General features: G+C 29.0%; 27 protein-coding genes and 1 riboswitch. Of the genes, 5 read left to right on the top strand and 22 right to left on the bottom strand.

Features of this window, described 5'->3' with window-relative positions:
- Positions 1-183: 183 nt before the first annotated feature.
- The 3 genes from N4A48_RS13070 to N4A48_RS13060 form a co-directional block, all read right to left on the bottom strand.
- A complete protein-coding gene (locus tag N4A48_RS13070; RefSeq protein ID WP_293666659.1) occupies positions 184-2,442 on the bottom strand; it encodes an ATP-dependent Clp protease ATP-binding subunit in 2,259 nt (752 codons plus the stop codon).
- A gap of 65 nt (positions 2,443-2,507) precedes the next feature.
- Positions 2,508-3,428 (bottom strand): alpha/beta hydrolase, encoded by a 921-nt coding sequence (locus N4A48_RS13065; protein ID WP_293666657.1) that lies wholly within the window; start codon positions 3,426-3,428, stop codon positions 2,508-2,510.
- Positions 3,429-3,465: 37 nt separating this feature from the next.
- A complete protein-coding gene (locus N4A48_RS13060) occupies positions 3,466-4,509 on the bottom strand; it encodes an endonuclease/exonuclease/phosphatase family protein (RefSeq protein WP_293666655.1) in 1,044 nt (347 codons plus the stop codon).
- A 166-nt stretch (positions 4,510-4,675) separates the two neighbouring features.
- Here N4A48_RS13060 and N4A48_RS13055 point away from each other — a divergent pair, with 166 nt between their 5' ends.
- Complete coding sequence (locus tag N4A48_RS13055) at positions 4,676-5,653, top strand: YbgA family protein (protein WP_293666653.1); 978 nt, start codon at positions 4,676-4,678, stop codon at positions 5,651-5,653.
- Positions 5,654-5,730: 77 nt separating this feature from the next.
- On the top strand, positions 5,731-6,312 hold the full coding sequence (locus N4A48_RS13050) for a glycoside hydrolase family 73 protein (RefSeq protein ID WP_293666651.1): 582 nt from the start codon (positions 5,731-5,733) through the stop codon (positions 6,310-6,312).
- Positions 6,313-6,362: 50 nt separating this feature from the next.
- Here the strand turns inward: N4A48_RS13050 and N4A48_RS13045 are convergent, their stop codons facing one another.
- The gene (locus N4A48_RS13045; protein WP_293666649.1) at positions 6,363-7,439 is read right to left on the bottom strand and encodes a M24 family metallopeptidase; all 1,077 of its coding nucleotides are present in this window, start codon (positions 7,437-7,439) and stop codon (positions 6,363-6,365) included.
- Between the two features lie 152 nt (positions 7,440-7,591).
- Here N4A48_RS13045 and N4A48_RS13040 point away from each other — a divergent pair, with 152 nt between their 5' ends.
- Complete coding sequence (locus N4A48_RS13040) at positions 7,592-8,635, top strand: DNA polymerase IV (RefSeq protein ID WP_293666647.1); 1,044 nt, start codon at positions 7,592-7,594, stop codon at positions 8,633-8,635.
- A gap of 14 nt (positions 8,636-8,649) precedes the next feature.
- Here N4A48_RS13040 and N4A48_RS13035 read toward each other — a convergent pair whose 3' ends face one another.
- Complete coding sequence (locus N4A48_RS13035) at positions 8,650-9,480, bottom strand: flagellin N-terminal helical domain-containing protein (protein WP_293666645.1); 831 nt, start codon at positions 9,478-9,480, stop codon at positions 8,650-8,652.
- Between the two features lie 207 nt (positions 9,481-9,687).
- Between N4A48_RS13035 and N4A48_RS13030 the strand changes: the two genes are divergently transcribed.
- A complete protein-coding gene (locus tag N4A48_RS13030) occupies positions 9,688-11,088 on the top strand; it encodes a glycosyl hydrolase family 18 protein (protein ID WP_293666643.1) in 1,401 nt (466 codons plus the stop codon).
- On the opposite strand, the gene N4A48_RS13025 is transcribed toward N4A48_RS13030, so the two are convergent.
- The 7 genes from N4A48_RS13025 to N4A48_RS12995 all read right to left on the bottom strand — a co-directional run bounded on the left by N4A48_RS13025 (position 11,063) and on the right by N4A48_RS12995 (position 14,920).
- On the bottom strand, positions 11,063-11,656 hold the full coding sequence (locus tag N4A48_RS13025; protein ID WP_293666642.1) for a GNAT family N-acetyltransferase: 594 nt from the start codon (positions 11,654-11,656) through the stop codon (positions 11,063-11,065). The two genes, N4A48_RS13030 and N4A48_RS13025, sit on opposite strands and share 26 nt — an antisense overlap.
- A gap of 46 nt (positions 11,657-11,702) precedes the next feature.
- Positions 11,703-12,113 carry a DUF6762 family protein gene (locus N4A48_RS13020; protein ID WP_293666641.1) on the bottom strand — a complete coding sequence of 137 codons (411 nt, stop codon included), beginning with the start codon at positions 12,111-12,113 and terminating at the stop codon, positions 11,703-11,705.
- A 15-nt stretch (positions 12,114-12,128) separates the two neighbouring features.
- A complete protein-coding gene (locus N4A48_RS13015; RefSeq protein ID WP_293666640.1) occupies positions 12,129-12,371 on the bottom strand; it encodes a DUF1292 domain-containing protein in 243 nt (80 codons plus the stop codon).
- A gap of 72 nt (positions 12,372-12,443) precedes the next feature.
- A complete protein-coding gene (locus tag N4A48_RS13010) occupies positions 12,444-13,124 on the bottom strand; it encodes a TVP38/TMEM64 family protein (RefSeq protein WP_293666638.1) in 681 nt (226 codons plus the stop codon).
- A gap of 159 nt (positions 13,125-13,283) precedes the next feature.
- The gene (locus N4A48_RS13005) at positions 13,284-13,406 is read right to left on the bottom strand and encodes a hypothetical protein (RefSeq protein WP_293666636.1); all 123 of its coding nucleotides are present in this window, start codon (positions 13,404-13,406) and stop codon (positions 13,284-13,286) included.
- 3 nt (positions 13,407-13,409) lie between these two features.
- Positions 13,410-14,225: a sulfurtransferase gene (locus tag N4A48_RS13000; protein ID WP_293666634.1), complete on the bottom strand. Its 816-nt coding sequence runs from the start codon at positions 14,223-14,225 to the stop codon at positions 13,410-13,412.
- A 14-nt stretch (positions 14,226-14,239) separates the two neighbouring features.
- Entirely contained in the window at positions 14,240-14,920 is a 681-nt protein-coding gene (locus N4A48_RS12995; protein ID WP_293666632.1) for a TVP38/TMEM64 family protein, read from the bottom strand.
- Positions 14,921-15,174: 254 nt separating this feature from the next.
- Between N4A48_RS12995 and N4A48_RS12990 the strand changes: the two genes are divergently transcribed.
- Positions 15,175-15,606, top strand: a complete 432-nt coding sequence (locus N4A48_RS12990) for a hypothetical protein (RefSeq protein ID WP_293666630.1) — start codon at positions 15,175-15,177, stop codon at positions 15,604-15,606.
- Positions 15,607-15,683: 77 nt separating this feature from the next.
- Here N4A48_RS12990 and N4A48_RS12985 read toward each other — a convergent pair whose 3' ends face one another.
- From N4A48_RS12985 to N4A48_RS12940, 10 genes are all read right to left on the bottom strand, one after another.
- Positions 15,684-15,914, bottom strand: coding sequence for a thioredoxin family protein (locus N4A48_RS12985; RefSeq protein ID WP_293666628.1), 231 nt, complete (start codon positions 15,912-15,914; stop codon positions 15,684-15,686).
- A gap of 25 nt (positions 15,915-15,939) precedes the next feature.
- A complete protein-coding gene (locus tag N4A48_RS12980) occupies positions 15,940-16,932 on the bottom strand; it encodes a permease (protein ID WP_293666626.1) in 993 nt (330 codons plus the stop codon).
- Between the two features lies 1 nt (position 16,933).
- Positions 16,934-17,245, bottom strand: a complete 312-nt coding sequence (locus N4A48_RS12975; RefSeq protein WP_293666625.1) for an ArsR/SmtB family transcription factor — start codon at positions 17,243-17,245, stop codon at positions 16,934-16,936.
- A gap of 125 nt (positions 17,246-17,370) precedes the next feature.
- Positions 17,371-19,374 (bottom strand): methyl-accepting chemotaxis protein, encoded by a 2,004-nt coding sequence (locus N4A48_RS12970; protein WP_293666623.1) that lies wholly within the window; start codon positions 19,372-19,374, stop codon positions 17,371-17,373.
- 200 nt (positions 19,375-19,574) lie between these two features.
- A complete protein-coding gene (locus N4A48_RS12965; protein ID WP_293666621.1) occupies positions 19,575-21,869 on the bottom strand; it encodes a xanthine dehydrogenase family protein molybdopterin-binding subunit in 2,295 nt (764 codons plus the stop codon).
- Between the two features lie 2 nt (positions 21,870-21,871).
- Complete coding sequence (locus N4A48_RS12960) at positions 21,872-22,321, bottom strand: (2Fe-2S)-binding protein (RefSeq protein ID WP_293666619.1); 450 nt, start codon at positions 22,319-22,321, stop codon at positions 21,872-21,874.
- Positions 22,321-23,109, bottom strand: a complete 789-nt coding sequence (locus tag N4A48_RS12955; protein ID WP_293666618.1) for an FAD binding domain-containing protein — start codon at positions 23,107-23,109, stop codon at positions 22,321-22,323. The genes N4A48_RS12960 and N4A48_RS12955 overlap by 1 nt, the downstream gene beginning before the upstream one ends.
- Positions 23,110-23,221: 112 nt before the next feature.
- Positions 23,222-24,562, bottom strand: coding sequence for a uracil-xanthine permease family protein (locus tag N4A48_RS12950; protein ID WP_293666616.1), 1,341 nt, complete (start codon positions 24,560-24,562; stop codon positions 23,222-23,224).
- A gap of 170 nt (positions 24,563-24,732) precedes the next feature.
- A complete protein-coding gene (locus N4A48_RS12945) occupies positions 24,733-25,305 on the bottom strand; it encodes a xanthine phosphoribosyltransferase (RefSeq protein ID WP_293666614.1) in 573 nt (190 codons plus the stop codon).
- Positions 25,306-25,440: 135 nt separating this feature from the next.
- Positions 25,441-25,542, bottom strand: a riboswitch (purine riboswitch).
- A gap of 53 nt (positions 25,543-25,595) precedes the next feature.
- A complete protein-coding gene (locus N4A48_RS12940) occupies positions 25,596-26,399 on the bottom strand; it encodes an XdhC family protein (protein WP_293666612.1) in 804 nt (267 codons plus the stop codon).

The raw sequence follows: 26,399 nt of genomic DNA, 5'->3' as shown, positions 1-26,399 counted from the left end.
TTTAAAAGATTCAAGTTAAAGTATATTACTTTATAGTATATGTGTAAAGGTTATTGGTATTAGTTTTTATATTTCAAAAATAACGCTCATTGAAATATTGGCTACTTTTGATTAAGTAACAGTATTTCGATGAACGTTATTTTCTGCTTAAACACCTAATTCAATTATCAACCTTAAACTATTTTAACTTATATATACTTTTTCATCTTTCATTTCTATGTTTATACAAGCCCCTTCATTTAGTTCTCCTTTAAGATATTTTTCTGCTATCTCATCTTCTATATACTTTTGAATCGTTCTTCTTAAAGGTCTAGCTCCGTATTTATCATCATATCCTTTTTCAAGTATAAAATCTTTAACCTCATCAGAAATTTTTATACTCATGTCTTTTTCCTTCGCTTCTTCAACCACTTCATTTATCATTAATTCTACTATTTTAGATAATTCATCTTTAGTAAGCTTAGTGAATACTATAGTTTCATCTATTCTATTTAGAAATTCTGGTCTAAATGTTTTCTTTAAAGCATCATTAACTCTAGTTTCAAGTTCATCATAAGCATCGCTATTAAATCCTATAGAACCTGATTTGAAGTTTGTTCCAGCATTAGATGTCATTATTATTACACTATTTTCAAAGAATACAGTTCTTCCTTGACTGTCAGTAAGTCTTCCATCCTCAAGGATTTGAAGCAACATATTGAATACATCTTGATGAGCTTTTTCTATTTCATCTAAAAGTATAACAGAATAAGGCTTTCTTCTTATTTTCTCCGTTAACTGACCTCCTTGATCATATCCAACATATCCTGGAGGGGCACCTATTAATTTTGAAACTGTATGTTTTTCCATGTATTCAGACATATCTATTCTTATAAGAGCTTCTTCGCTTCCAAATAATTCAACAGCTAAAGTTTTCACAAGTTCTGTTTTACCAACACCAGTAGGACCTACAAATATAAATGAAGATGGTTTTTTCTTTTTTCTAAATCCTGAGCGATTACGTCTTATAGCTTTTGATATACTTGTAATTGCATTATGCTGCCCTATTACTCTTTTATGAAGTCTATTTTCCAGATTTAAAAGCCTAGTAGCCTCTGATTGAGTAATCTTTTGAACAGGAATCTTAGTCCAAGACTCTATTACAAATGCTACATCTTCTACTGTAATCTCTACATCTGAGCATTTTGCTTGTATATCTTCAATATCTTCTTCTATTTTACATTGCTTCATCTTGCACTCTGCTGCTTTTTCATAGTCATTACTGTTTGATGCTTCTTCTTTTTCTATTTGAACCTTCTCTAATTCTTCTTTTAAAGCTTGTATTTCTATAAGACCTTGATTCTTTAGGTTAGCTCTTGAACCAACCTCATCTATTATATCTATAGCTTTATCAGGTAAGAATCTATCCGTTATATATCTCTTTGACAAATTAGTTGCCGCAACTATTACTTCATCCGATACCTTAACATTGTGGTAATCTTCATAATAACTCTTAATATCTTTTAAAATTTCTATAGTTTCATCAACTGTAGGCTCTTCAACTAATACAGGTTGAAACCTTCTCTCAAGGGCTGCATCCTTTTCTATATGCTTTTTATATTCTTCAAGAGTTGTAGCTCCTATTAATTGAATTTCTCCCTTAGCAAGTGATGGCTTTAATATATTTGCAGCATTCATAGCCCCACCTTGAACTTCACCTGCACCCATAATGTTATGTATTTCATCTATTACTAGTATAACATTCTCATTTGCTTTAGCTTCATTGATTATATTTTTCATTCTACCTTCAAATTGTCCTCTAAACTGAGTTCCTGCAACAACAGCAGTTAAATCCAGAAGATATATTTGAGCATCAAATAATTTTGCTGGAACCTCTTTTTGAACTATTCTAACTGCAAGTCCTTCTGCTATAGCAGTTTTTCCAACTCCAGGCTCTCCTATTAATATAGGATTATTTTTATTTCTTCTATTTAATATCTGTATTGCTCTATCTATCTCTCTATTTCTTCCAATTATTCTATCAACTTCATTATTTTTTGCTTTTTCAGTTAAGTTAGTTCCATACATATTAAGAAACTTATTCTTGTATTTTTTCTTTTTACTTTTTTTATCCGTTTTCTTTTCTATATCTTCTGTATTTTCTATATCTTCTATCCCATCTATATCTTCTTGTTTTTGCATATTACCAAACATCTTTGAAAACATACTATTCTCATCAAAATCATCCATATCCATTCCCTCTATTACAGAGTTCATCTGACCTGTTAAATTTTGTATATCTTCTTCATTCATACCTGTTTGCTGCATCAATTGATCGATTATTGGAAGGCCAGTTTTTTTAGCACATTCTATACACAATCCTTTAATTTCTGATTTCCCATTTTCAACCGTAGACGTAAATACAACTGCAATATTCTTATTGCATTTTGAACATAATTTCATATCAAATCATCTCCATAACTAATACTAAAATAATAATTATATTTTATAATATATATTTTTATCTATCAATACTTTAAATTTTCTATCCATTTAACTATAGCTTTATATACTTCCTGTCTATTTAGTTCATTTAAAATTTCATGTCTTCCATTTATATATATCTTCAACTCTACATTTTTAATACCTGCTTTTTTATAGATATTATATAGCTTAGATACATCGTTTGAATTTGATCCAACCATATCCTTATCTCCTGATATTATTAATATAGGCAATTTTTTAGATATTTTATTTATATTGTTTTTATTTATAGTTAATTTAACTCCTTTTAGCAAATTAACATACAATCCTGCACTGCATACAAATCCACATAAAGTATCTTTAACATATTCATCTACCTTATCTTTATCAGATGATAACCAATCAAACTCTGTTTTGTTAGGATAAAAGTATTTGTTGTAATTTCCAAAAGTTAATTTATCCACAAACTCTGCTTTTTTATTATACCCATATATACCTGCATATATTTTAGATATAATATATCCCATATTTCTTTTTAAAAAATTTCCACCTGTTGTTGTTCCAGATAAAATAACAGCTCTAAATTCATTTGAAAATTCTTGAATACAAGTTCTTGCTAATAAGGATCCCATGCTATGTCCAAATAATATAATAGGCTTATTATTTTCTTTTTTTATATAACCTATTATATTTTTTATATCACTTATTATATTATCCCATCCATTTTCACAAAAATGACCTATTTGATTGTGTTCTATTCCTGTTTTTCCATGCCCTCTATGATCACTAGCATATACAATGTATCCATTTTCATTTAATACCCTACTAAATTCATCATATCTTAATGAATGCTCAGCCATACCGTGAAGTATTAAAACACATCCTACTGGATTTTCTACATTTGCCCACTTGTGAACAGTAATATATACACCATCATTGCCCTTAACCTTAAATTCCTCAAGCATAATATCATCCCTAAACTTTTTATTTCTAAGCGAATTTTTACTTTAACTTAAATTCCATAGTCACAGGGTTATGATCGCTGTGTTCAAATCGTAAATCATCTCCCTTTACATCTAATACCTCTATATTATCAGAAACCAAAAATCCATCTATAGTTTCAACAAAGTTATATCCTTCTTTATAAGGAGAATCCAGACTTCTTACAGTTGGAGTAAGAGGGTCAATTGACCATTTAAAAGTCTCTGGTTTAAAATCACTAGGCATTTCCTGTAACCACCTAGCTTCTACCTCACTTTTAAAATTCGTCTTACCTATTTTATGATTCCAATCTCCTCCTACTAAAACATAGTTTCCTTTATCGTACTCGTTTTGTATATGTTCTTTCAGATAAGATAATTGTTGCTTTCTTATAAGTCCTCCCTTATCATAAGCTGATAAGTGAACATTTATTAATACAAGTTCTTTATCAGAATCATCTACTTTAAGTCTGCTTTCTATAAAGCATCTATCTAATAAAAATAGCTGTCTTAAAAAAGATTCCTTACCTGGTAATTGATACCTAGTCGCCTTACTTATATCATATTTCGAAAAAGTAGAAAGACCAGCCTTTACATATCCATGAGGCTTTTTAACAGGTACAGGTATCCACAAAACTTTGTAGTTATAAGCATACGAATTACTATATTTATAAAGTTTTTCCTTTATTTTTTCGTACTCATTTATATAATATGTTCTAGTAGCTTTTTCATCTATTTCTTGAACAAAACAAAAATCAGAATTTTTGCCTTTTAAATAATCTGATACTCCTTCTACATTCTCATAAGTTTTTTCCTTGCTATATGATCTTGACATTTTACCTTCATCCATAAAAAAATCTTGGTTTTTATCAAGCCCTCCAAACCCAATATTAAATGTAGTTATACTCATAGTATTATCTAACTTTACTATCTCTTCTTTATTATCATTAATTTCAATAAAACTAATTTCATCTGGTCTATAATCTGTAATTACAACTAATAATAGAAATAATACAATTAAACTTGTTAATAATATAGATATCCTTAAAGTAAATTTTATAAACATTTTTTTCTCCCCTCAATAATTTGATATTAAATAGATATTGACTCATTTTAATTATTTATTATAAAATTATATAACATTATTTATTAATTTGCATTAATATAAATATATTCTCAAAAAATACAAACCATAATAAGTATATCCATTAAAATATGAAAGGAGCATTTTTATGAGAGATTTTACAACTCCTAATATTATACTGAGTAAATGTATAGAGCATGATAATTGTAGATATGATGGATCTAAAATAAATAACGATTTTATAAAAACTCTACAATCTTATGTTAATTTTATCACGGTATGCCCTGAAACAAGTATAGGTCTTTCTACTCCTAGAGATACCTTACGCCTAATTTCAAAAGATAATACAGATAATTTTGATTTGGTTTTTTCTAAAAATGGAGATGATTTAACTGAGAAAATGGATACCTTCTCTCATTCCTTCTTAAAAAATCTCTGTGATAATGATATAGATGGATTTATTTTAAAAAGTCGCTCTCCATCTTGTGGTGTAAAAGATGTTAAAGTTTATAAGTCTCATGGAAAATCCCCCTCTCTTCCAAAAAAAGGTGTCGGATTATTTGCAAGTAAAGTCTATGAATACTTCCCAGATGCAGTAGTTGAGGACGATGGAAGACTTACCAATTTTAACATAAGAGAACATTTTTTAACAAAGATATTTACAAAATCAGAGTTTAAGAATGTCCAGAAACATAATAGTATGAAATCTCTTATAGATTTTCAAAGTAAAAATAAATATCTTTTAATGGCTCACAGCCCTGGATATTTAAAAAAAATGGGAAAGTTAACTGCTAATACTCAGTCAAAAGATATATCTGATATAATACACGAATATGAAATATATCTTAATAAGGCTTTGTCCATATCATCTAAGCCAAATAGAAATATTAATATGCTGCTCCATTTATTTGGATATTTTTCAAAGTATCTATCGTCAAGCGAAAAGGCTTTTTTCTTAGAAACATTAGAAAAATATAACGATAAGAAAATTCCATTTTGTGTACCATTAACAATGATACATTCGTGGGTTATGAGATTTGAAAACGAGTATTTACGTGATCAAACTATATTCGAACCTTTCCCTAGTGAGTTAATACAAACTAGAGATTCTGGAAAAATGATTTAATATGACTATTTATTATTTTATTAAGCCTTTTAATAATATATAATTATATATATATTATTATTAAAAGGGAGATTCGAATGAAAAATAAAACAAGTATAGTCTTTATTGTTGCATCTGCATTTTTTTTTATTTTAAGTTCTATGTTAATACTATTTTTATTTAAATTATCAACACCATTACCCGATTTATCTAATGAAAATTTCAAGACAAAAGATGAATTTATACATCTTATATATTCAAAGTCACACTATGGTTATAAAAAATACAATATATATCCAAGCATCACAATTGCACAAGCAATTCTTGAGAGCAACTGGGGAAAATCCAAATTAACTCAAGACGGAAAAAACTTATTCGGAATAAAGGCAGGCAAAAACTATAAAAGTAAGGTAGATTTTGTAACTAATGAATTTGTAAACAATAAAAAAATAGAAGTAGTTCAAAGTTTTAGATCTTATGATTCATATTCAAAATCCGTTGAGGACTATACGGACTTACTAGGAAAGGCTAAACGATACGAAGCACTAAAACAATGTAAGGATTATAAAGAACAGGCCATTGCACTTTATGCATGTGGTTATTCTACCGATCCAAATTATCCTCAAAAGCTTATATCAATAATAGAAAAATATGAATTATATAAGTATGACAAAAAATAACACTTTATGCCACAGCATAAAGCGTTATTTTTAATTTAATCTCTATTTTTTTATCCTATTACCTTAAGATCCTTACTATATTTATTAAGAACTTCACATCCATCTTCAGTAACAAGTACTAAATCTTCTATTCTAACTCCAACCTCTCCAGGTATATATATACCTGGCTCTATTGAAAATATCATTCCAGGTGCTACTTCATCATTATTAACAGATGAAACATCACCAAAGTCATGTACCTCTATGCCTATTGAATGTCCTGTTCTATGTGTAAAATACTTTCCATAGCCTTTATCTTCTATATAATTTCTAGCAGCTAAATCTATTTCACTAAATTTAATACCAGGCTTAACTATTGATATAGCCTTTTTATTTGCCTCTAAAACAGTATTATATACTTCTTTAGCCTTATCAGATACAGATTTATAAAATACAGTTCTTGTCATATCTGAACAATATGAATCTTTAACACATCCAATATCTATAATTATACTATCTCCTTCTTTAATAATAGTATTAGATGGTTCATGGTGAGGATTAGCTGCATTTTCTCCATAAGCTATAATAGGATCAAAAGAAAATCCATCAGCTCCTATTTCTTCATATATATTATTTAATAAATCAGCCATTTTCTTCTCAGATAAATTATTTGATACAGATTCTATCATTCTTTCAACAGCTATATCATTAAGTCTAGATGCCTCTCTCATTAAATTCTTTTCTTCATCGTCTTTACACATTCTAACTCTATCTAAAATCATAGAACCATTTACAAATTTGCTTCCACCTTCAAGTTCCATAAGTCTTAATAAGAAGCGAGCTGGCCAGTTTTTATCTACACCAATAGTATTTGTTTTATCTACATACTTTGATATAATCTCCACTCCATCTTGAGTATCATTATACCAAACTATTTCAACCCCTAGATTTTCATTTACAGGGAATAATTCATTTACAAATAACTTGTTTTCTCCACTCGTATTTATATATAAAGCTAGTAATCTTTCTCCTGGGTGAAACCATTTTCCTGTTAAATAAAATATAGCAGCTGGATCTGATACTAACATTTGAGGTATATTTTTATATTCCATTTTTTTTAATACTTTTTCAAGTCTTTTATTGTTCATACCATTTACCTCCTCTTATAATTTGTATACCTCTAAATATTACCATAATTTTCATTATATGTGTAGATTATTTAATGCATAGTGCTTTTTATATAAATATGATATAATAGTCCAGAACTTATGTTCTTATTTTATAACAAGTAGGTGATTGTATGAGTCGTAAAATAATACATGTAGATATGGACGCTTTTTTTGCCAGTGTAGAACAAGTAGATAATCCTTCTCTTAAGGGTAAACCAGTAATAGTTGGAGGTAGAACTAGTAAAGGAGTTGTTTGCACATGTTCTTATGAAGCTAGAAAATATGGTGTTAAATCTGCTATGCCAGGATTTATTGCTGCTAAAAAGTGTCCTAATGGTATATTTTTACCAGTTAGGTATTGGAGATATAAGGAAGTTTCTAATCAAGTATTTGATATTCTATATAATGTAACAGACATAGTAGAACCATTATCAATAGATGAGGCTTATCTTGACGTATCTAATATAACTACTTCTCCAATTGACATAGGACATTATATAAAAAGTGAAGTTTTTAAAAAAACAAGACTTACTATATCAGTTGGAATATCTCACAATAAATTTTTAGCAAAGCTTGCCTCAGATTGGAATAAACCAAATGGAATTAAGGTCATAAATGAAGAAATGGTCCCAGAAATACTAAAACCACTTTCTATAAAAATAGTATATGGAATAGGGAAAAAATCAATAGATAAGCTAAACAACATAGGGGTATATACAGTGAATGATTTATTAAAGCTTCCAAAAGATTACTTTATAGATTTATTCAAAAACCAGTCTTGGGAACTTTATAATCGACTCTTAGGTATAGACAATAGACCTGTTCATCCTAATCGCCGAACAAAATCTTTAGGAAGAGAAACTACTCTTTCATCAAATACAGACGACATAGAATATCTTATGCACTTCTTGTCATTATTTAGCAAAGACATATCATATACATTAAAAAAACAATATATACTATCTAAGACTATAACAATTAAGATAAAGACATCAGACTTTTTTAGTCACACAAAAAGTAAAACAATTCATCACTACACAGATTCTTATGATGAAATATACTCTATAGCATGCAACTTATTAAAAGAAATAAATATAAACGATGATATAAGGCTTATAGGACTTAGTGTATCCAATCTATCAGACAAAAAAATAGAACAACTTACTTTTTTATAATGAATAAGTATAATTTAAGCATCTAAAACTCTAAGCAATCCTAGCATTCTTTCTTTTTCCATCTTCATATGTTGAGCTAGCATAGCTTGGGATACCTGCATCAATATTTGGTTTTTAGTATACTCCATCATAGTTTTAGCCATATCAGCATCAGTTATACGGCTATATGCTGCTGTTAAGTTTTCTTCGTAGTTGCTTAGGTTATTTAAAATATGCTCAAGTCTATTTTGCATAGCCCCTAAAGAAGACCTTTCTCTAGATACACTTTTAACAGCTGTTTTTACTTTTTCTATCGCATCTTGTGCATTTTGCTGATTGGATATATCAATCTCATCTATATTAAGCCCTATTTCTGACAAATCTCCCATCTTTACTTTTAAAGAAGCTCCTGCATTTTGGCCTACCTGTAGCGTAATCCCTTCACTTTTTTGTGATCCATCAATAAGCTTTTTATTATTAAATTCTGTACCTTTTGATATTTCTGTAATTGCATCCTTTAATTGTTGGAACTCTGAATCTAGATTTTCTCTATCTTTATCTGTATACGTTCCATTTGAAGCTTGAACTGCTAATTCATCCATTCTTTGAAGCATATTATGAACTTCACTCATTGCTCCCTCAGCTGTTTGTATCATAGAAATTCCATCTTGAACATTTCTTTGAGCCATGCTAAGACCCCTTATTTGTGCCTTCATCTTTTCAGAAATAGCAAGCCCAGCTGGATCATCAGCTGCTCTATTTATTCTTTTTCCAGTGCTCAATCTCTCCATTAATACAGAATTTCTTGAATTTAAATAATTCATATGATTTATCATTCTCATCCCTATAGAATTAAAACCTAGCATAATATATCCTTCTTTCCTATAGTAAGTTACTATTATATATATATCGTATTATAGAACTTATTTCTTTAGAACTTTTTACCATAATTTAAATGTTTTAGTATATATTTATAATTTGCAATATATTTTGTAATTCTTTTGTAACATTTACTTTTAATGTATATGATATAATTTTTATTGTATCTATATTAAATTCGGAGGTGACTAAAAATGAATATTTTCAAAAGATTTTCTTGTGCAATATTATCTTTAATTTGCATATTGAATTTATCATTTTATCCAAATTACATATTTTCTCAAGAAAAAAATAATTTTAAGGTAGTTGCATACTGTTCAGACATATTCAAAGATTCGGTTGAAACAAATATTCAATACGATAAACTAACTCATATAATATATGCTTTTTTAATACCAAAAGAGGACGGTTCTCTAGTTCCAATAAAAAAACCTGATGAACTAAAAAAGCTAGTTAAAAAAGGTCATGAAAATAACGTTAAAGTATTAATAGCTGTTGGCGGATGGTTTGATGAAGCTTACACTCCACTAGACAATAGATTTGAAAAAATAGCTGCATCAGATGAACTAAGAGAATCTCTTGTAAATAATATAGTTAAATTTGTAGATGAATATAACTTAGATGGAGTAGAAATAGATTGGGAATATCCTGACCTTGGACAATCCTCTTTAAATTATGAAAAACTGGTTTTAGAACTTAGTTCTAAATTAAAGGAAAAAAATAAATATCTAACAGCAGCACTTAATGGAGCTTGGTCTAAAGAAGAAGGACCTGCAGTATCAAAATCAGTAACTACCAAATGCTTAGAAAGTTTTGATTGGATAAGTATAATGGCTTATGATATGAATAATAAGCAACATAGTCCATTTTGGTTTGCAGATACATCTATAGAATATTGGTTAAACAGAGACGTTCCTAAAGAAAAAATAGTAATAGGTATTCCATTTTATGCTCATCCAACAAATCCAACTTGGAAGGTTTACAGAGATATTGTAAAGCAAGATAAAGAAAATGCATATAAGGATGCAGCTACAATAGATTCTATAAAATATTACTATAACGGGATAAACACAGTAAAAGAAAAAACAAGACTAGCTCTTAATAAAGCATCTGGAGTTATGCTGTTTGATGTAAACGAAGATACATTAGACGATTTAAGTCTAGTAAAAAGTATTGACGATGTTATAAACGAAACAGCAAAGCTTACTCTAGATGAAAAAAGTAAAAAAGTGTATTTTGTAGTTGATAATCATGAATTAATATTTAATGAAAATGATAACCTAGGAATTCCATTTATAGATAAAAATAATCGTACCCTAGTTCCTGTAAGAAAAGCACTTGAATCAATAGGTGTAGATATATCATATAATAGCTTAGATAAAGTAGTGTATGCAACTAAAGGTAATACTGATTTAAGAATACCAATAAACAAAGACTATATTCATTTAAACGGTCAAAAAATTCAAATGGATACAAAGGCTATAATAAAGGGTAATAGAACTTATATACCTTTAAGATATGTATTTGAAAGCTTTAACTATAAAACTACTTGGCATAATTCTAGTAGGACTATAATAGTGACTCCTCAATCTTAGTAAATATCTCAGCTACATGAGTTATATCTGAATGAATAGTACTATGTGCTGAATTTATAACACTTAGGGCCTTAGTAATCTGTATTAACTCTTTACTAAAAGGTAGATAGTACAAATGCATACTAAGGCCTGATTCTTTAGTCGGAAGAATGTAATTAATATCAAGCTTTATACATCCTAAATTTTCATAGAACTTTATTCTTCTATAAGTGTTTATATCTTTATCATCTTCCTTTTCAACCTCTATCATGCATCCATCTAAATTCTTATACCAATTCTTCAATGTCTTAATCATTTGTGTTCCATATCCCTTTGAATGATAATTTTCTAATACAGCTAAATAATCTAGCCACATTAAATTAGCTTCAATATCTATGTAAACTATAATATAACCTATTAATTTTTTTCCATCATAACACAATAAAAGCTTATAATTATCATTTTCAAACAATATATCAAACTGCTCTTTATCCTTTACTTCACTTTTTTCAAACTGAGAATATAAGTCGTTATATACACACTTTAAATTTTCCTTTGAGTAGTTTTCTTTTACAATTAATTTTTTCATACATAAAACCCCCTTACTAAATAAAGACTATCCATTTGGACAGCCTTTATTTATACTCTTCTTCTCTATCTTTTATTTCAGCATAAACATCATCTAATTCTTTTTTATGCTTATCAATTATTGATTCTATTTTAGATTGCATACCATCTTGAGAATCTACAAATTCAAAAGTTACCTCCCAAGTTGGGTTATAGGCATCTTCTATTTCTTTTACAGATAATACTATACCATTTAAGACTTCATCATCATAGTAGTCTAATATAGCTGAAAACTCCCAGTCTTCAACATCTTTTTCAGTAGTTATTTTAAGATGAACTATATTTTTTTCATCTTCACATGTCATATAAATTCCATCTATTAAATCTACATTGCTCCCTATAGTATAGCTGCCTATTTCTTTTTCTATCTCAAGTGTTTCTTTATTTTTTTGCATAAGTACTAAAGCAAAAGATTCCATTTTCTCACCTCTTTATTATTCTTCGTCAAAGTAAGAATTATATTCTTCTAATACTCTTTCAAACTCTTCATCATCATTTACTGCAATGTATTGTTCTACTCCATCTTCTTCAACTATTTTGTAAACATATGCATCTTCCTCATTCTCTTCTTTAGCAAGAAGTACATATTTTTCTTCTTCTATATTTATCTTCTCAATTATTTCCAACTCTACCTTATTTCCTTGATCATCTAAAAAAGCAACTCTTTCTTTTGACATTTCATAATCTCCTCTCATATATCAATATTTTGATTATATCTTTAAGAATTCAAATTGTAAATATATTTTATATTATATTAAATCATATTTTTTCTTTAAGATTTTAGGAACTAAAGATAAAATAGTAATTAAAATCGCACATCCCCCAAGACAAACAAAGATTTTATCCATATTTTCACAAGAATTTATAGATCCTCCTACTAGGGCAAATGCTATTATTCCAGGCATAGTCAATACCCAAGAAAGTAAAATGTATGATTTGAATTTAATATTAGTTATTCCATAAGCATAGCTTTGGAGCATATACGGAAATCCAGGAACCAATCTTGTTATAATAAGTATTCTCCATCCATGATTTTTTACTAAATTATCTATTTTTCTAAGTGATTTGTTGGTCTTAACTCTATTTTGAACAAAATCCTTAGCAAGATATCTTGCTATTAAAAAAGCAGATGCATCACTTATAAGTGCACCTATACAAGTATATATAGATCCATTAATAGGTCCAAATGCCATCCCAGCAATTATAGCCATAGGTGGTGCTGGTATGAACACAACACAGCCTATAACAAAGAATACAATATATATTATTGGTCCTAAAATCCCTAATTCATGTATGTAGTTTTTTATTTTCTCTGCATTATCTATACTTAAATAATCAAATACTCCTAAAACCTTCATACTTATAATGATTGTAAGTAATAATACACCTATTAGTATTCTTTTTTTAAAATCTATAGTGACCTTATTCAAATCAACTCAACTCCCTAAAAAAAAATTCGTCTACTCACTATCACGGTGGCTCATAACGAAAATTATATTTATCCACAAGTTAAAGCGGAATATAATTTCCTATTCATTATAAAAGATTGCTCTATTAATAGAGCAATCTTTTTTTGTAAGTAAATTATGCTATTTTTCCATAGGCATATCGAAATCTCCGCCCCACTCGTATATTGAAGCTTCATAATTTCTAACTTTATCAAAGCCAACGGCTCTGAGGATCATGGATGCATATCCAGATCTTATACCCATAGTTCAGTATACTGTAAAGTCATCTTTAGGAGATACTCCCATATCAGCCATAATAGTCTTGATTTCATCTGGAGATTTAGGAGTTCCATTTTCATTTAAAAGAGCTGTCCATAGCAACTGCTTAGCTCCTTTGATATGACCTCCTCTTGGCTCTCCTGCTTTTTGAGATCCTTTATATTCTTTCTCTGTTCTAACATCTATTAGTACTTGTTTTCCTAGATTCTCATATATATACTCTTTTGTTGCACTATAGCTATCATCATAGTCTTTAAGAACTAAACCAGAAGTTGGAATCGGTTCTGATGCTTCATTAGTTGTTTCATAACCTAACTCATTCCAATAAGAAAGTCCTCCAACCAATATCTTTACATTATCCATACCAGCTTGCTTTAACTGCCAAACAGCTCTTCCATCAGCCCCTGGTCCTTTAAATACATTTGAATAAAATACTACAGTTTTATCATTATCCACCCCTAAGGCTTCAAGTCTTGACTTTAATTCTTCTTTTTTTACAAGAGTTCCCCAACCTGAATCTCCTGGTTTTCCTGTTTTATCTGAGAATGCATGAAAACCTATGCTCACAGCGCCAGGAATATGTTGCTTATTGTAAAAATCCGGTTTATTACAATCAAGAACTACCAGTTCTTCACTTCCCAATAAATCTTTTAATTCATTAGGTGTTATTAAAAAATCATTATTTGCATAAATCGAAGCATCAAAATCTTCTTTTTTTACTGTTGAGTTTTCTTTAGAGCATCCAACTAAAACAGTTATCATTAAAATACTCATCAACAAAAGAATTATTCTTTTAGATTTCAATTATATTTTCCTCCTTATTTTTTTTTGTCATCCCAAATTTTCTTAATTAGGGCTATTAATATACTCAATGAAAATAAACATAATAATCCAAATACAAAAGTTTTTGCAGTTCCTGTAAGCATACCACCTATATATGAATAGATAATAGTAGCAGGAAGTTGTCCAAGTCCTGTAGCTATAAAGAATGACCAAAAACTCATAGATGTAAGTCCTGCTGCATAACTTACAATATCAAATGATACAAAAGGCAGTAATCTTGCAATTAAAATCGCATAATTACCATATTTTCCAAAAAATTCATCTACACTTTTTAAGGCTGTTTTAGATGTAAGCTTTTCTACTGCATTTCTTCCTAAGATTCTAGCTATATAAAAACAAAGTGCGGCTCCTGCCATAGCACTAGACCAAGAAAGAATAGCCCCTTTAACCCATCCAAATAATCCTGCATTAGCAAACGTAATAATAAATGCTGGAAGTGGTGCTGCAACCGATTGTAAAATCATAAGTAAAAAAGATACAATAGGTGCCCATATCCCAAATGACAATATATACTCTCTCGCCATTTCAACATTAACATTGCTTAAAATAAATATAGCTTGATTTATATTTATTTTGACTGAAGGTATAAACAAATACACACATATAATAGCTACTATAATTGATATTTTTATTTTATTCTTTTTTATAAATTCCATATATTAATATTCCTCCTAATGCATTTATAATAAAAATAATATCATTATATGTATATTTTTGTCTAATCGTTTTTTTCTATACTCCCACTGTTTGTTATAGATTTTTTCTATTGTTTTTTAACATACATTATTCAGAACTTACTATTTTACTTTGCATAAATATTTTTGTAATATATAATATATTTGCTATTAAAGATTATATTTTTAAAAATGAATTAATTTTCAATTTCTAATTATACTAGGAGGTTTTTAACATGATATTCAAAAAATCATTTACTGCTTTACTTATTTTTGCGTTAATGATAATAATTAATTTCATTTCTGTTCACCAGATATTTCAAGAAAAAGAAGTAGTCGAAGAAATTATAATTCCTAACGAAGTTTCTCAAACTAGATACACATTGCTTCTAGATGTAAAAGTTAAGTCAAACGATTTTGATGATAATTTCTGGATTGATAACTCTGATGGTAAAACATTAAATATATCTTTAAAAAATAACGGTTCAAACCCAGTACAACATAGAATTACTCACGGTAAAAACACAGTACGTTCTAAAGGTACTATTCGTCCAGGAAAAACAGTTCAACTTCAACTTGGAGATGATAGATCTGGAAGATGGAGAATAGATGTATATACTACAGATGGTTCAAAAATGAATGTTAAAGTAAAAGCAAAACAATTCTAAGTCTAATTTCATGAAAAAGACACTAATTGAAATTATTTGTTTCAATCAGTGTCTTTTCTCAATTAATATATCTATATCTATTTAAGAATCTTCTTTATTTCATCAGGCTTAACAACTCTTCCTGATACCTTAACCTTCTCATCTACGACAATAGCTGGTGTTTTCATAACTCCATACTTAGCTATTTCAACAAAGTCAGCTACCTTTTCAATAGTTGCCTCTATTCCCAATTCTTCAACAGCCTGCTTAGTATTCTCATATAATACTTCACAGTTTTTACATCCTCCACCTAATATCTTAATATTCATGTTAAATCCTCCTTTATATTATCTATTATATAAGTAAATGCGATATAGCATTAAACATATAACCAACTAATATTATACTAACTCCTGTTATAGCTACAAATACAGCTATTAGCTTAGGCTTTATAACTTTTCTAAGTAGTATCATTTCCGGAAGAGATAGAGCAGTTGTAGCCATCATAAATGCTAGTGCTGTTCCTATCCCTACTCCTTTAATTATTAAAGCTTCAGCTATAGGTATAGTTCCTAATGCATTAGAATAAAGAGGAATAGCAACAACAACTGCTACAATTACAGCTAACGGGTTATTAGGTCCTGCATATTTACTAAGGATTTCTTCAGGTGCCCAACCATGTATTAATGCTCCAATACCAATTCCTATAATTAGATATATCCATATTCTTTTTATTATATCTTTTACATTTTGAATGGCAAAATCTATTCTTTGCTTTTTGTTTAATTCTTCTATTTCAGATTCTCCCATTTTTATTTGATACACATATTCTTCTACTTGATCTTCTAAACCAAGACTTCCTATTAATACACCTCCAATTACACCAACTACAACTCCAGTTATAACATATACAACAGCTATTTTCCATCCAAACGAAGCTAAAAGTATTGCAAAAGCAGCTTCATTCACTATTGGCGATGTTATTAAAAAAGAAAAAGTAACACCTATAGGTATTCCAGCTTCAACAAATCCTATAAATAACGGAACTGATGAGCATGAACAAAACGGAGTTACAATACCTAATAGTGAAGCCATTATATTACCAGATATACCTAAAAATCTTTCTAATATCTTCTTAGTTTTTTCCGGTGAAAAATAACTTCTTATATAAGATATAATGAATATCATTATTCCTAGAAGTATTACTATTTTTATAGTATCATATATAAAGAAATGAATACTATCCCCTGCTTTAGTCCCCATAGAAATGCCAAATACATTCTCGACTAAAAGTCTTACCAAATTATTAAGCCAAGTGAATTTAAGTATATTATTGATAAAATCCATATTATTCTCCCCCTAACTCTTCATTTAAATTTTTTATATTATCACTTATCATATTTTCTACAATGTTTATTAAATCAAGAATTTCTTTATTTTTAACCCTATAGTGCATCCAAATCCCCTTTTTTTCACTCTCTAATATACCTGCATCCTTTAATATTTTAAGGTGCTGAGATAAGTTAGATTGAGTAAACTCTACATCTTTCTTAAGTTCACATACGCAAAGTTTTTGATCTCCAAGCTTCTTTATTATCTTAAGCCTTATCGGATGAGCCATAGCTTTTAGTATCTTAACTTGCATATTTTCTAAATTCATAAAATCACCTCTTACTTAAATACATCATATAAGAATTTTCTAATATGCTTATATGATATATCTTTGTATATATTTTGTCAATCAAAAAAGAAAGTTTTAAAAAACTTTCTTTTTTGAGAATTTATTTAAAGCTTAAAATTATGTACTAAAGAGTTTAAATCTTCTGCCATCTTAGCCAATTCGTCTGATGTCGCTGCTATTTCTTCTATAGATGCTGTTCCTTCTTCAGCTGATGCACTTACTTCCTGAATATTGCTTTCAAATCCATTCATAATAGTTACTATTTTTTCTACTGATTCAGTTGCCTGCTCTCCACTCTCCCTCATTTCTTCTATCCCACAACTTACTTCTTTTATTTTCTGTGTAGTTTCTTTTATTGATTCTAATATTTTTTCAAAAGCATCTTCTGTTTTATTTATTATTTTCTTACCTCTATCAACTTCTATAGTTGTATCTTCTATAGAAGTTACAACTATAGACATACCATTTTGCAAATCATTTATAAGATTATGTATTTCTTCAGAAGAGTTTTGTGATTGTTCTGATAATTTTCTGATTTCTTCTGCTACTACTGCAAATCCTCTTCCATTTTCACCTGCTCTAGCTGATTCTATAGCTGCATTTAACGCAAGTAGGTTAGTTTGCTTTGAAATATTGGACATAACACCTAATATTTTATCTACTTTTTCGAATTTCTGATTTAATTCTTTTATTTCTATGCTTGCAGTACTTGTTGTTATATTTATTTTATCCATTTGATTTGTTGCTGTATTTATAACATCTTTACCTAGATTAGCTTGTATAGAAACATCATTTGATAATATATCCATTTTATGCGAATTTTCATTTACCATATTTATCTTATCCATAAAATTCACTATTATTTCATTTGTATTTTCAATATATTCTCTTTGAGAGTTTACTCCTATGGCTAAATCTTCCATAGCTTGTGCTATTTGTTGTGACATTTGGGCATTTTCTTCAGAAACTATAGATAACTGTTTACTTGATGCAGTTACATTGTCTGAGGTATTGTTTATATTACCAATTAAATTTTTCAAGCTTTTTTGCATCTTTCTTAGTGAATATGCAAGATCACCGATTTCATCTCTAGAATCTACTTTTATTTCTTGTGTTAAATCTCCCAATGCAATTAATCGAGTTCTATTAAGCATATTTTTTATCGGTTTTGTGAGTAAACTTGCTATATAAAATGAAACTATAATTGCTATAGAGTTAATTGTAATTATACTAATAATAATTTTCCTTATTTCTTTTTTTGTATTTTCATCTATTTTATCAATAATATTTTTATGAACTTCATTTATTAAGGGCTCAAGACTATGGACCTTCTCTCTATAATCTTTAACCAGTCCCTCATTCTTTTTAAAACCTATATCTCCATCAATAGATACTACATTATCAAAGCTAGTTTTGTATTCTTCAATTAATAAATTTATATTTAATTTAGCTTTTTGATTATAATTTAAGTCCATTAATACAGTTTTAAATTCAGAAACTCTTTTTTCTAAATTAGAAGCATATTGTAAATCTTTTCTTAAAAAATAGTCTTTTTCTTCTCTTCTAATTTGTAAAAGTAATATTTTTAACTCTCTGTTATTTGGTGAATTTTTCATGAATTCTTCTATATCATGGCTTGCTTTTCTTAAATTCCCAATTAGACCATAATCATTGAAACCTCTTGTTTTTGCTTTATCAACCAACTGTATAAATTTATCATGATACTGTTGTGATAATAACAGTATTTCATTCAAATTTTTTATATCTTCTTCATTGCTAAGAATCATTTTATCTTTTTTAATTAAGTTAATTGTATCCTTTAACTGTTTAAAATTAAGTTCAAATTTATCAATATATTCATTTTTACCTGTTTTATAAAATTCTAAATCTTCGCATTTTCTAATTAAAAAATCCTTTTCATTTCTTCTCATTTCTAATGTGATCTTATGTACATTATCTATATTTCTAATTAAAGGAATCACTTTGTCATTAATTCTATTCATTACCATATATATATTCATACCATACACTACGAAGATTGTGATTATCACCAAAAAACCAAAAAGTATTTTTCTTCTGATTTTCCAATCCTTGAATAACTTCATCATAATTGTTACCTCACTTTTTTGTTCATTTTGTCTTATATTATCATTACATGTCTATTTTAGCATATTTTGTCTAATAAATGACCTGTACAATATACCTATTTTTTCTAATAAATATTTTAAATTTTTTTCTGATTCTTATGCTTATTAAATAAAATATTAAAAAGGGATGCCTTGATATCAAGGCATCCCTTTTTAATATTTTATTTCTTTAATATTCCAATCAACACCTTCTCAGGTGTAATAGGTAAACTTCTAACATTGACACCAACTGCATTATAAACAGCATGTGCAATTGCTGGTGATGGAGTATTTATTACAACCTCACCTATAGATTTTGCTCCAAAAGGACCAGTTGGTTCATAACTAGATTCAAAATCCACAGTCAACTTTCCTATATCTTTTCTACAAGGAATTTTATACTGCATAAATGTATTTGTCTGCATTTTTCCTGTATCACTATACCTAACATCCTCATACATTGCCATTCCTATTCCCTGAACCAATCCTCCCTCTACTTGAATTCGTGCAAGCTTTGGATTTATAACCGTTCCGCAATCAACAACTGCAACATAATCAATTAAATCTATTTTTCCACTTTCTTTATCAACTTCTACCTTAGCAAATCCCGCTATAAAAGGAGGAGGGCTTGTATCTCCACCAAAAGAACCAACTCCAATTAATTGATTTTTTCCTTCTCCTACAGATAAACGCTGTCCTATTTCATCAAGAGACAGCACATTTTCTCCATCTACTGTTTTTACAAATGCCCCATCAAATAATAATTCTTTTATTGGAACATCTAATAGCTTAGCTGCATTTTCTAATATCTTATTTTTTATATCTTCACAAGCTTTTATAACAGCATTTCCAGTAACATAAGTTGTACTAGAAGCATATGAGCCTGTATCATATGGAGAAATATCGGTATCAGCAGTGTGTACAATTATCTTATCCATTGTAGTTTCTAGGACATCCGCTGCCATTTGTGCAAGAATGGTATCTGATCCTTGCCCCATATCTGTAGCACCTAATAAAAGTGTATAAAATCCATCATCATTTAATTTAACTATTGCCGATGCTGTATCAATATTTGGTATACCAGACCCCTGCATTGTTATTGCCATACCAACTGCCCTAACTTTTTTATTGTTCATTTCTTTTCTAGGATACTTTTCATTCCATCCAACAAGTTTCTTTCCTTTTTTAATGCATCTATCAAGAGTACAACTTGCTAAAATAGCAGGATTTCCTTCTTTAGAACCTCCTAAAATAGGATTTGTATCTCCTTCTTTTATTATATTCTTTTCTCTAAGCTTAGCAGGATCTATATTTAATTTCTCTGCTAATTCATTGATTGCTGATTCTAATGCAAATATTCCCTGAGTAACACCATACCCTCTTAAAGCCCCTGCTGGCATTTTATTTGTATAAACTACATTTCCCATATATCTTACAGCTTTTGCCCTATTGTACAGCGGAAGTGTCTTATGTCCTGCAACACTAAATACAGTCCATGCATGTTCACCATATGCCCCTGTATCAGATAGAGCGTACATATCTATAGCATTAATATTTCCCTCTTTATCTGATCCTATCTTCACTTTAATTCTCATTGCATGACGGCTAGTTGTACAGCTAAATGTTTCTTTTCTATCATAAACAATTTTTGCTGGCTTTCCCGTTTTAAGTGTAACAATAGCTGGAAAAACTTCTACAGATGCTGTTTGCTTTCCTCCAAATCCACCACCAATTCTAGGTTTTATTACACGAATTTTGCTCTTTGGAATTTGTAAGGCTCTTGCAACAATTCTTCTAACATGAAAAGGAATTTGTGTAGCACTTACAATCGTAAGTCTTCCATTATGATCCATATAACTAAATGTACGATATGTTTCCATCATTCCATGAGCCTGTGCTTGAGTATAATATATCCCCTCAACTAAAACCTCACTATTTTTAAGTTCAGCTTCAACATCTCCAACTTCTGTTTTATAAGAAGCTGCTATATTTTTTTCTTTATTCATACCAATGTCAAAATTCACATGCAAATCATCTTCAGAATGAATTATAGATTTATGCTCTTGTGCTTTTTCAAAATCTAAAACAGGGCTATATACTTCATAGTCAACCTTAATTAATTTCATAGCCTTTAATGCAGTTTTTTCATCTACTGCAGCTATAATTGCAACTTCATCTCCTATATAACGAACATATTCATCTAAAATTAACCTATCATAAGGAGATGGCTCAGGATAGGATTGACCTGCCATTGTAAATCTTACATTTGGAACATCTTTATATGTGAGTATACATTCAACTCCATCTAAGTTTTGGGCTCTTTGTATATCAATATTTTTGATTTTTGCAAAAGCATAAGGACTTCTAAGAATCTTTACAACTAATGAATTATTATCCAAATCATCTGTGTAAACAGGTTTTCCTGTTGCAATATTCATTCCGTCAATTTTTGAAATTGCATTATTTACAACCTTCATACTTATAATACCCCCATATATTTTTTTATTGCTCTTAACTGTCCTACATAACCTGTACATCTACAAAGATTTCCTGTTAAATAATGTATAATCTCTTCTTCTGTAGGATTTTCAAGTTCTCTCTTCATCGCAAGTATAGTCATTACAAATCCTGGACTACAAAATCCACATTGTTCCGCTCCTTCATTTACCAAAAACTCAGCAAACTCTCTAGCCTCTTCTTGAACGCCTTCAATAGTTGTAATTTCTTTTTTATTAGCTCTTATAGAAAGAACTGAACATGAAAGAACAGGTTTATTTCCTATCCATATAGTACATAATCCACAAGACCCTGTATCACAACCTTTTTTAACACTTAAAAAACCATATCTTCTTAGTGTATCTGATAAAAATTCATCACATTCTATTTCCATTTCCATTTTTTTATTATTAATTGTAACTTCTATCTTCATTATAAAACCTCCATTATAGCTCTTTTTACAAGGACTTTACAAATTGCTTCTCTATATTCCTTGCTACCTCTCATATTGCTGCCAAAATTTAATTCTTTTACAGCTATAATTGAACTTTCTTCAATATCTTCATTAGTTAAATCACTTTTTCCTAAGTAAATAGAAGCTTCTTTTGCTATTTTTGCCCTTTGAGGTCTTGCACCAACGACTATTTTAAAGTTCATATTTTCTTTTGATACTGCTACATTTAATATTGCATAATCACTACTTGAATTTCTCATTGATTTGAATACTGATTGTTTATTTGTTTTTTTAATAATAATTTTTGTTAAAATATCTTTTTCAAAGCTTTCTTCTAAAAACTTTTCTAATGAAATTCTTCCTTCGTTATAAAGTACAACATCAGCATCTAACGAAAGCAAGGCTGTAATCAAATCCGAAAATCCATATTTTGAATAAACAGTTGCTCCTATTGTTACATTATTTCTAAGTTGAACCCCTACTATATTTTTTACTGATTCAGATAATACTCCACCAAAATATTTTGTTAATATAGTACTCGTTTCTATTTCACGAAAGGTAGTCATGGCTCCTATTTCAATTATTTCGTCATGTTCTTCTATATAATTTAAATTAATTCTGGCTAAATCAATTGCTGTTTTAATATTTTTCGATCCCATTCTTAAAAATGAACATCCTCCTAATATAGTATTGTTTCTTTTAGATTTCAAAATATTGTATGCTTCTTCCAATGTTTCAGGAAATACATAGTTTTGTATAGAGATCAATTATATTCCTCCCTCAATAATATATTGTATTAAAAATTCGTCTACTCCGTAAAAATAAAAGGCATAATATTGATTTTCAATATATGCCTTTTATCTATTTATATAAATTCTTCTATGCTCCAGAAAGAGATTTATTACTGTTGTGTTCTAATTTTTTCTCCTGACCTTCTGGTAATATAATATTTAATATAATTGCAATAGCTCCTGTAACAGCCATTCCTGACCCACCAAAAATCATTTTTACTGATTGTGGTAAGTATGCAATAGCTTCAGGAACAGATCCAAGTCCAAAACCTAATCCTAATGCAACAGCAACAATCATACTGTTCTTGCCAGTAAGAGGCTCTTTTGTAATAAGGTTAATACCACTAATAGCTATCATAGAAAACATAACAATAGTAGCTCCACCTAATACACTTTGAGGCATCAAAGCAATAACTGTTCCAACTTTAGGGAATAGTCCAGTAAAAATTAAGAATACTGCTCCTACAGCAACTACAAATCTACTCATAATACCTGTAAGTGTAACTAAACCAACATTTTGGCTAAAGGATGTATTTGGTAATACATTGAAAATAGCAGCTAAGCAGCTTCCAAACCCATCTGCCATAACTCCTCCTGAAAGTTCTTTATCAGTAGCTTCACGATTAGCTCCACCTACTGTAATTCCTGAAATATCTCCAACAGTTTCTACTGTTGTTAAAACATACATTAAAAGCATTCCTGCAATTGCATCTAAGTGGAACGTCATTCCATATTTAAAGGGTGTTGGAAAAGATAGTAACTTAGCTTGTGATACAGCAGAAAAATCAATTTTGCCCATTGGAATAGCAACTATATATCCTACTAAAATACCTATCAATATAGATGCCATACTTGTAATTCCTTTTGTATATTGATTAAAAAATAATACAGTTACTAACACAATTGTTCCTAAAAGAAGATTTGATGGTGATCCAAAATCTTTAGCGCCAACTCCACCTGCAAAATAGTTTATACCTACTGGTAAAAGAGATAACCCTATAGATAAGAGTACCGTTCCAGTTACTACAGGTGGAAAATATTTTCTAAGTGATTTTAAAAATGCACCCATTATAATTTCAAAAAAACCACCAACAAAAGATGCTCCCAGTACTCCGGCAAGCCCATACTTTGCAGATATACTTATACCTATAGGTAAAAATCCAAAACTAGTACCCATAACGATAGGAAGTCTTGCTCCTATTGGTCCAATAGGATAAAGCTGAATTAAAGTAGTTACTCCTGCTATAAACATAGCACATTGAATTAAAAATGTTTTTTCATCAACGGGTAAATTCATAGCATTTGCGATAATAATTAAAGGAGCTACATTTCCTGCAAACATCGAAAGTATATGCTGTAATCCTAATGGTATTGCTTTATGTAGCGGTGGAATTCCATCCAAATCATAAATTTCATTATCTTTATTCATATCTTTTCCCCCTACTGCTTTATTTTAAAATACATTTTTCTAAAATCATTATAGCATAAAAAAAGCATTTTTGCGTACTTTTTTATTATTTTTTTATTAATATTTCTGTACATCACGTTCTTTTTTATGTTAATCTATATTATTTGTTCGTTTTTTATGCATTATTCTCTTTATTCAAAATCAATGCCTTTACTATTCATAGAATTAATAATAGCTAAAGATTCTACTTTTACACCTTTATCTCTTAAAATTTTTCCACCACCTTGAAATCCTTTTTCTATAGCTATTCCAATACCAGCCAAATTAGCTCCTGATTGCTTTACTAAATCTTTTAACCCTAACGCAGCTTGTGCATTAGCTAAAAAATCATCTAGTATTAATATATTATCCGAAGCATTTAGATAATCTTTGCAAACTCTAATTGTATAGGTTTTGTCTTTAGTGAATGAATAAACCTGACTCTCGTATGCATTATCATTATCTACATTTTTACTTTGTACTTTTTTAGCAAATACTACAGGTACATCAAAATATTGAGCTGCTATTGCTGCTATTGCAATTCCAGAAGCTTCTATAGTTAAAATTTTAGTTATATTATCATCTTTAAAACGACTTTTGAACTCTTTTCCCATTTCATTTAATAAATTTATATCTAATTGATGATTTAAAAAACTATCAACCTTTAAAATATCCGCTCCTCTAACCTTACCTTTTTTTACTATAACATCTTTTAATAATTTCATCTTTCTCCTCCTCAAAATTAAAAAAAACCCCCCATTTTCATAAATGGGGGTTTAGTATATTAATAGCTTAAAATTTCGAGTATATTATTTGTATTACAAAAACACATATAATTATACTTTAATTGTATGCTCTTAACTTATGAACTAAACACCCATAGTTGAATAATTTACGGTTACTCAGTAGAAACTTAGGGTCCATATTACCCCAATTATATGAGTGATATATTTAATTTTCATCTAACTAAATTTTATAAAGTTAATTCTAACTTAATTTGAAATAAAAAGCAATACTATTTTTTTATATCTTTTAAATGATCAAGACTTCCTTTGTTTTTTTTCACAAGTATCTCCGACATAATACTAAAAGCTATTTCTTCAGGTGTTTGTCCTCCTAAATTAATTCCAATAGGAGCATACACTTCATCTAATTTTTTTTGAGATATTCCTTCAGTTTTCAGATTATTCATTATATATTCCGTTTTATTTTTACTTCCAATCATTCCTATATATTTAGCTTCAGTATTTATAACAGATTTTAAAGATATTTCATCTTGTTTATGACCCCTTGTTACAATAACAATATAGCTACTATCATCTATTTCATATTTATCTAAAATTTCGTGTATATTTCCAACCTTTAACTCATCAGCATTTGGAAATCTATTTATATTACAAAATTCCTCTCTATCTTCAACTATAATAGTATAAAAATCTAGCATCTTACCTAGTTTATATAATTCAAGTGAAATATGACCTCCTCCAATAATAAATAGCTTATCAAGGCGATTAAAAACTTTAATAAAAACATCTGCTTCGCCACCACACTGCATATGAAGACTTCCTTTATCATCTGTAAGTTTAAAATTAAAACTTTTACTTTCTTTATTTTCAATACATTTTTTAGCATGTTCTATTACGACTAATTCTAAATTCCCTCCACCTATAGTTCCAAAAATGCTTCCATCTTCCTTAATCCCCATCACAGAACCTTCTTTTCTCGGTGTAGAACCTTCTGCTCTAGTTATAGTAGCTAGTGCAACTTTTTTATTTAACTTTATCTCATTCGATATCTGGTCTAAAACTTTATATTCCAT

It is taken from the genome of Tepidibacter sp. (genome assembly GCF_025210165.1).
Taxonomy (GTDB): domain Bacteria; phylum Bacillota; class Clostridia; order Peptostreptococcales; family Peptostreptococcaceae; genus Tepidibacter_A.
This window is presented reverse-complemented; position numbering and strand designations above follow the sequence as displayed.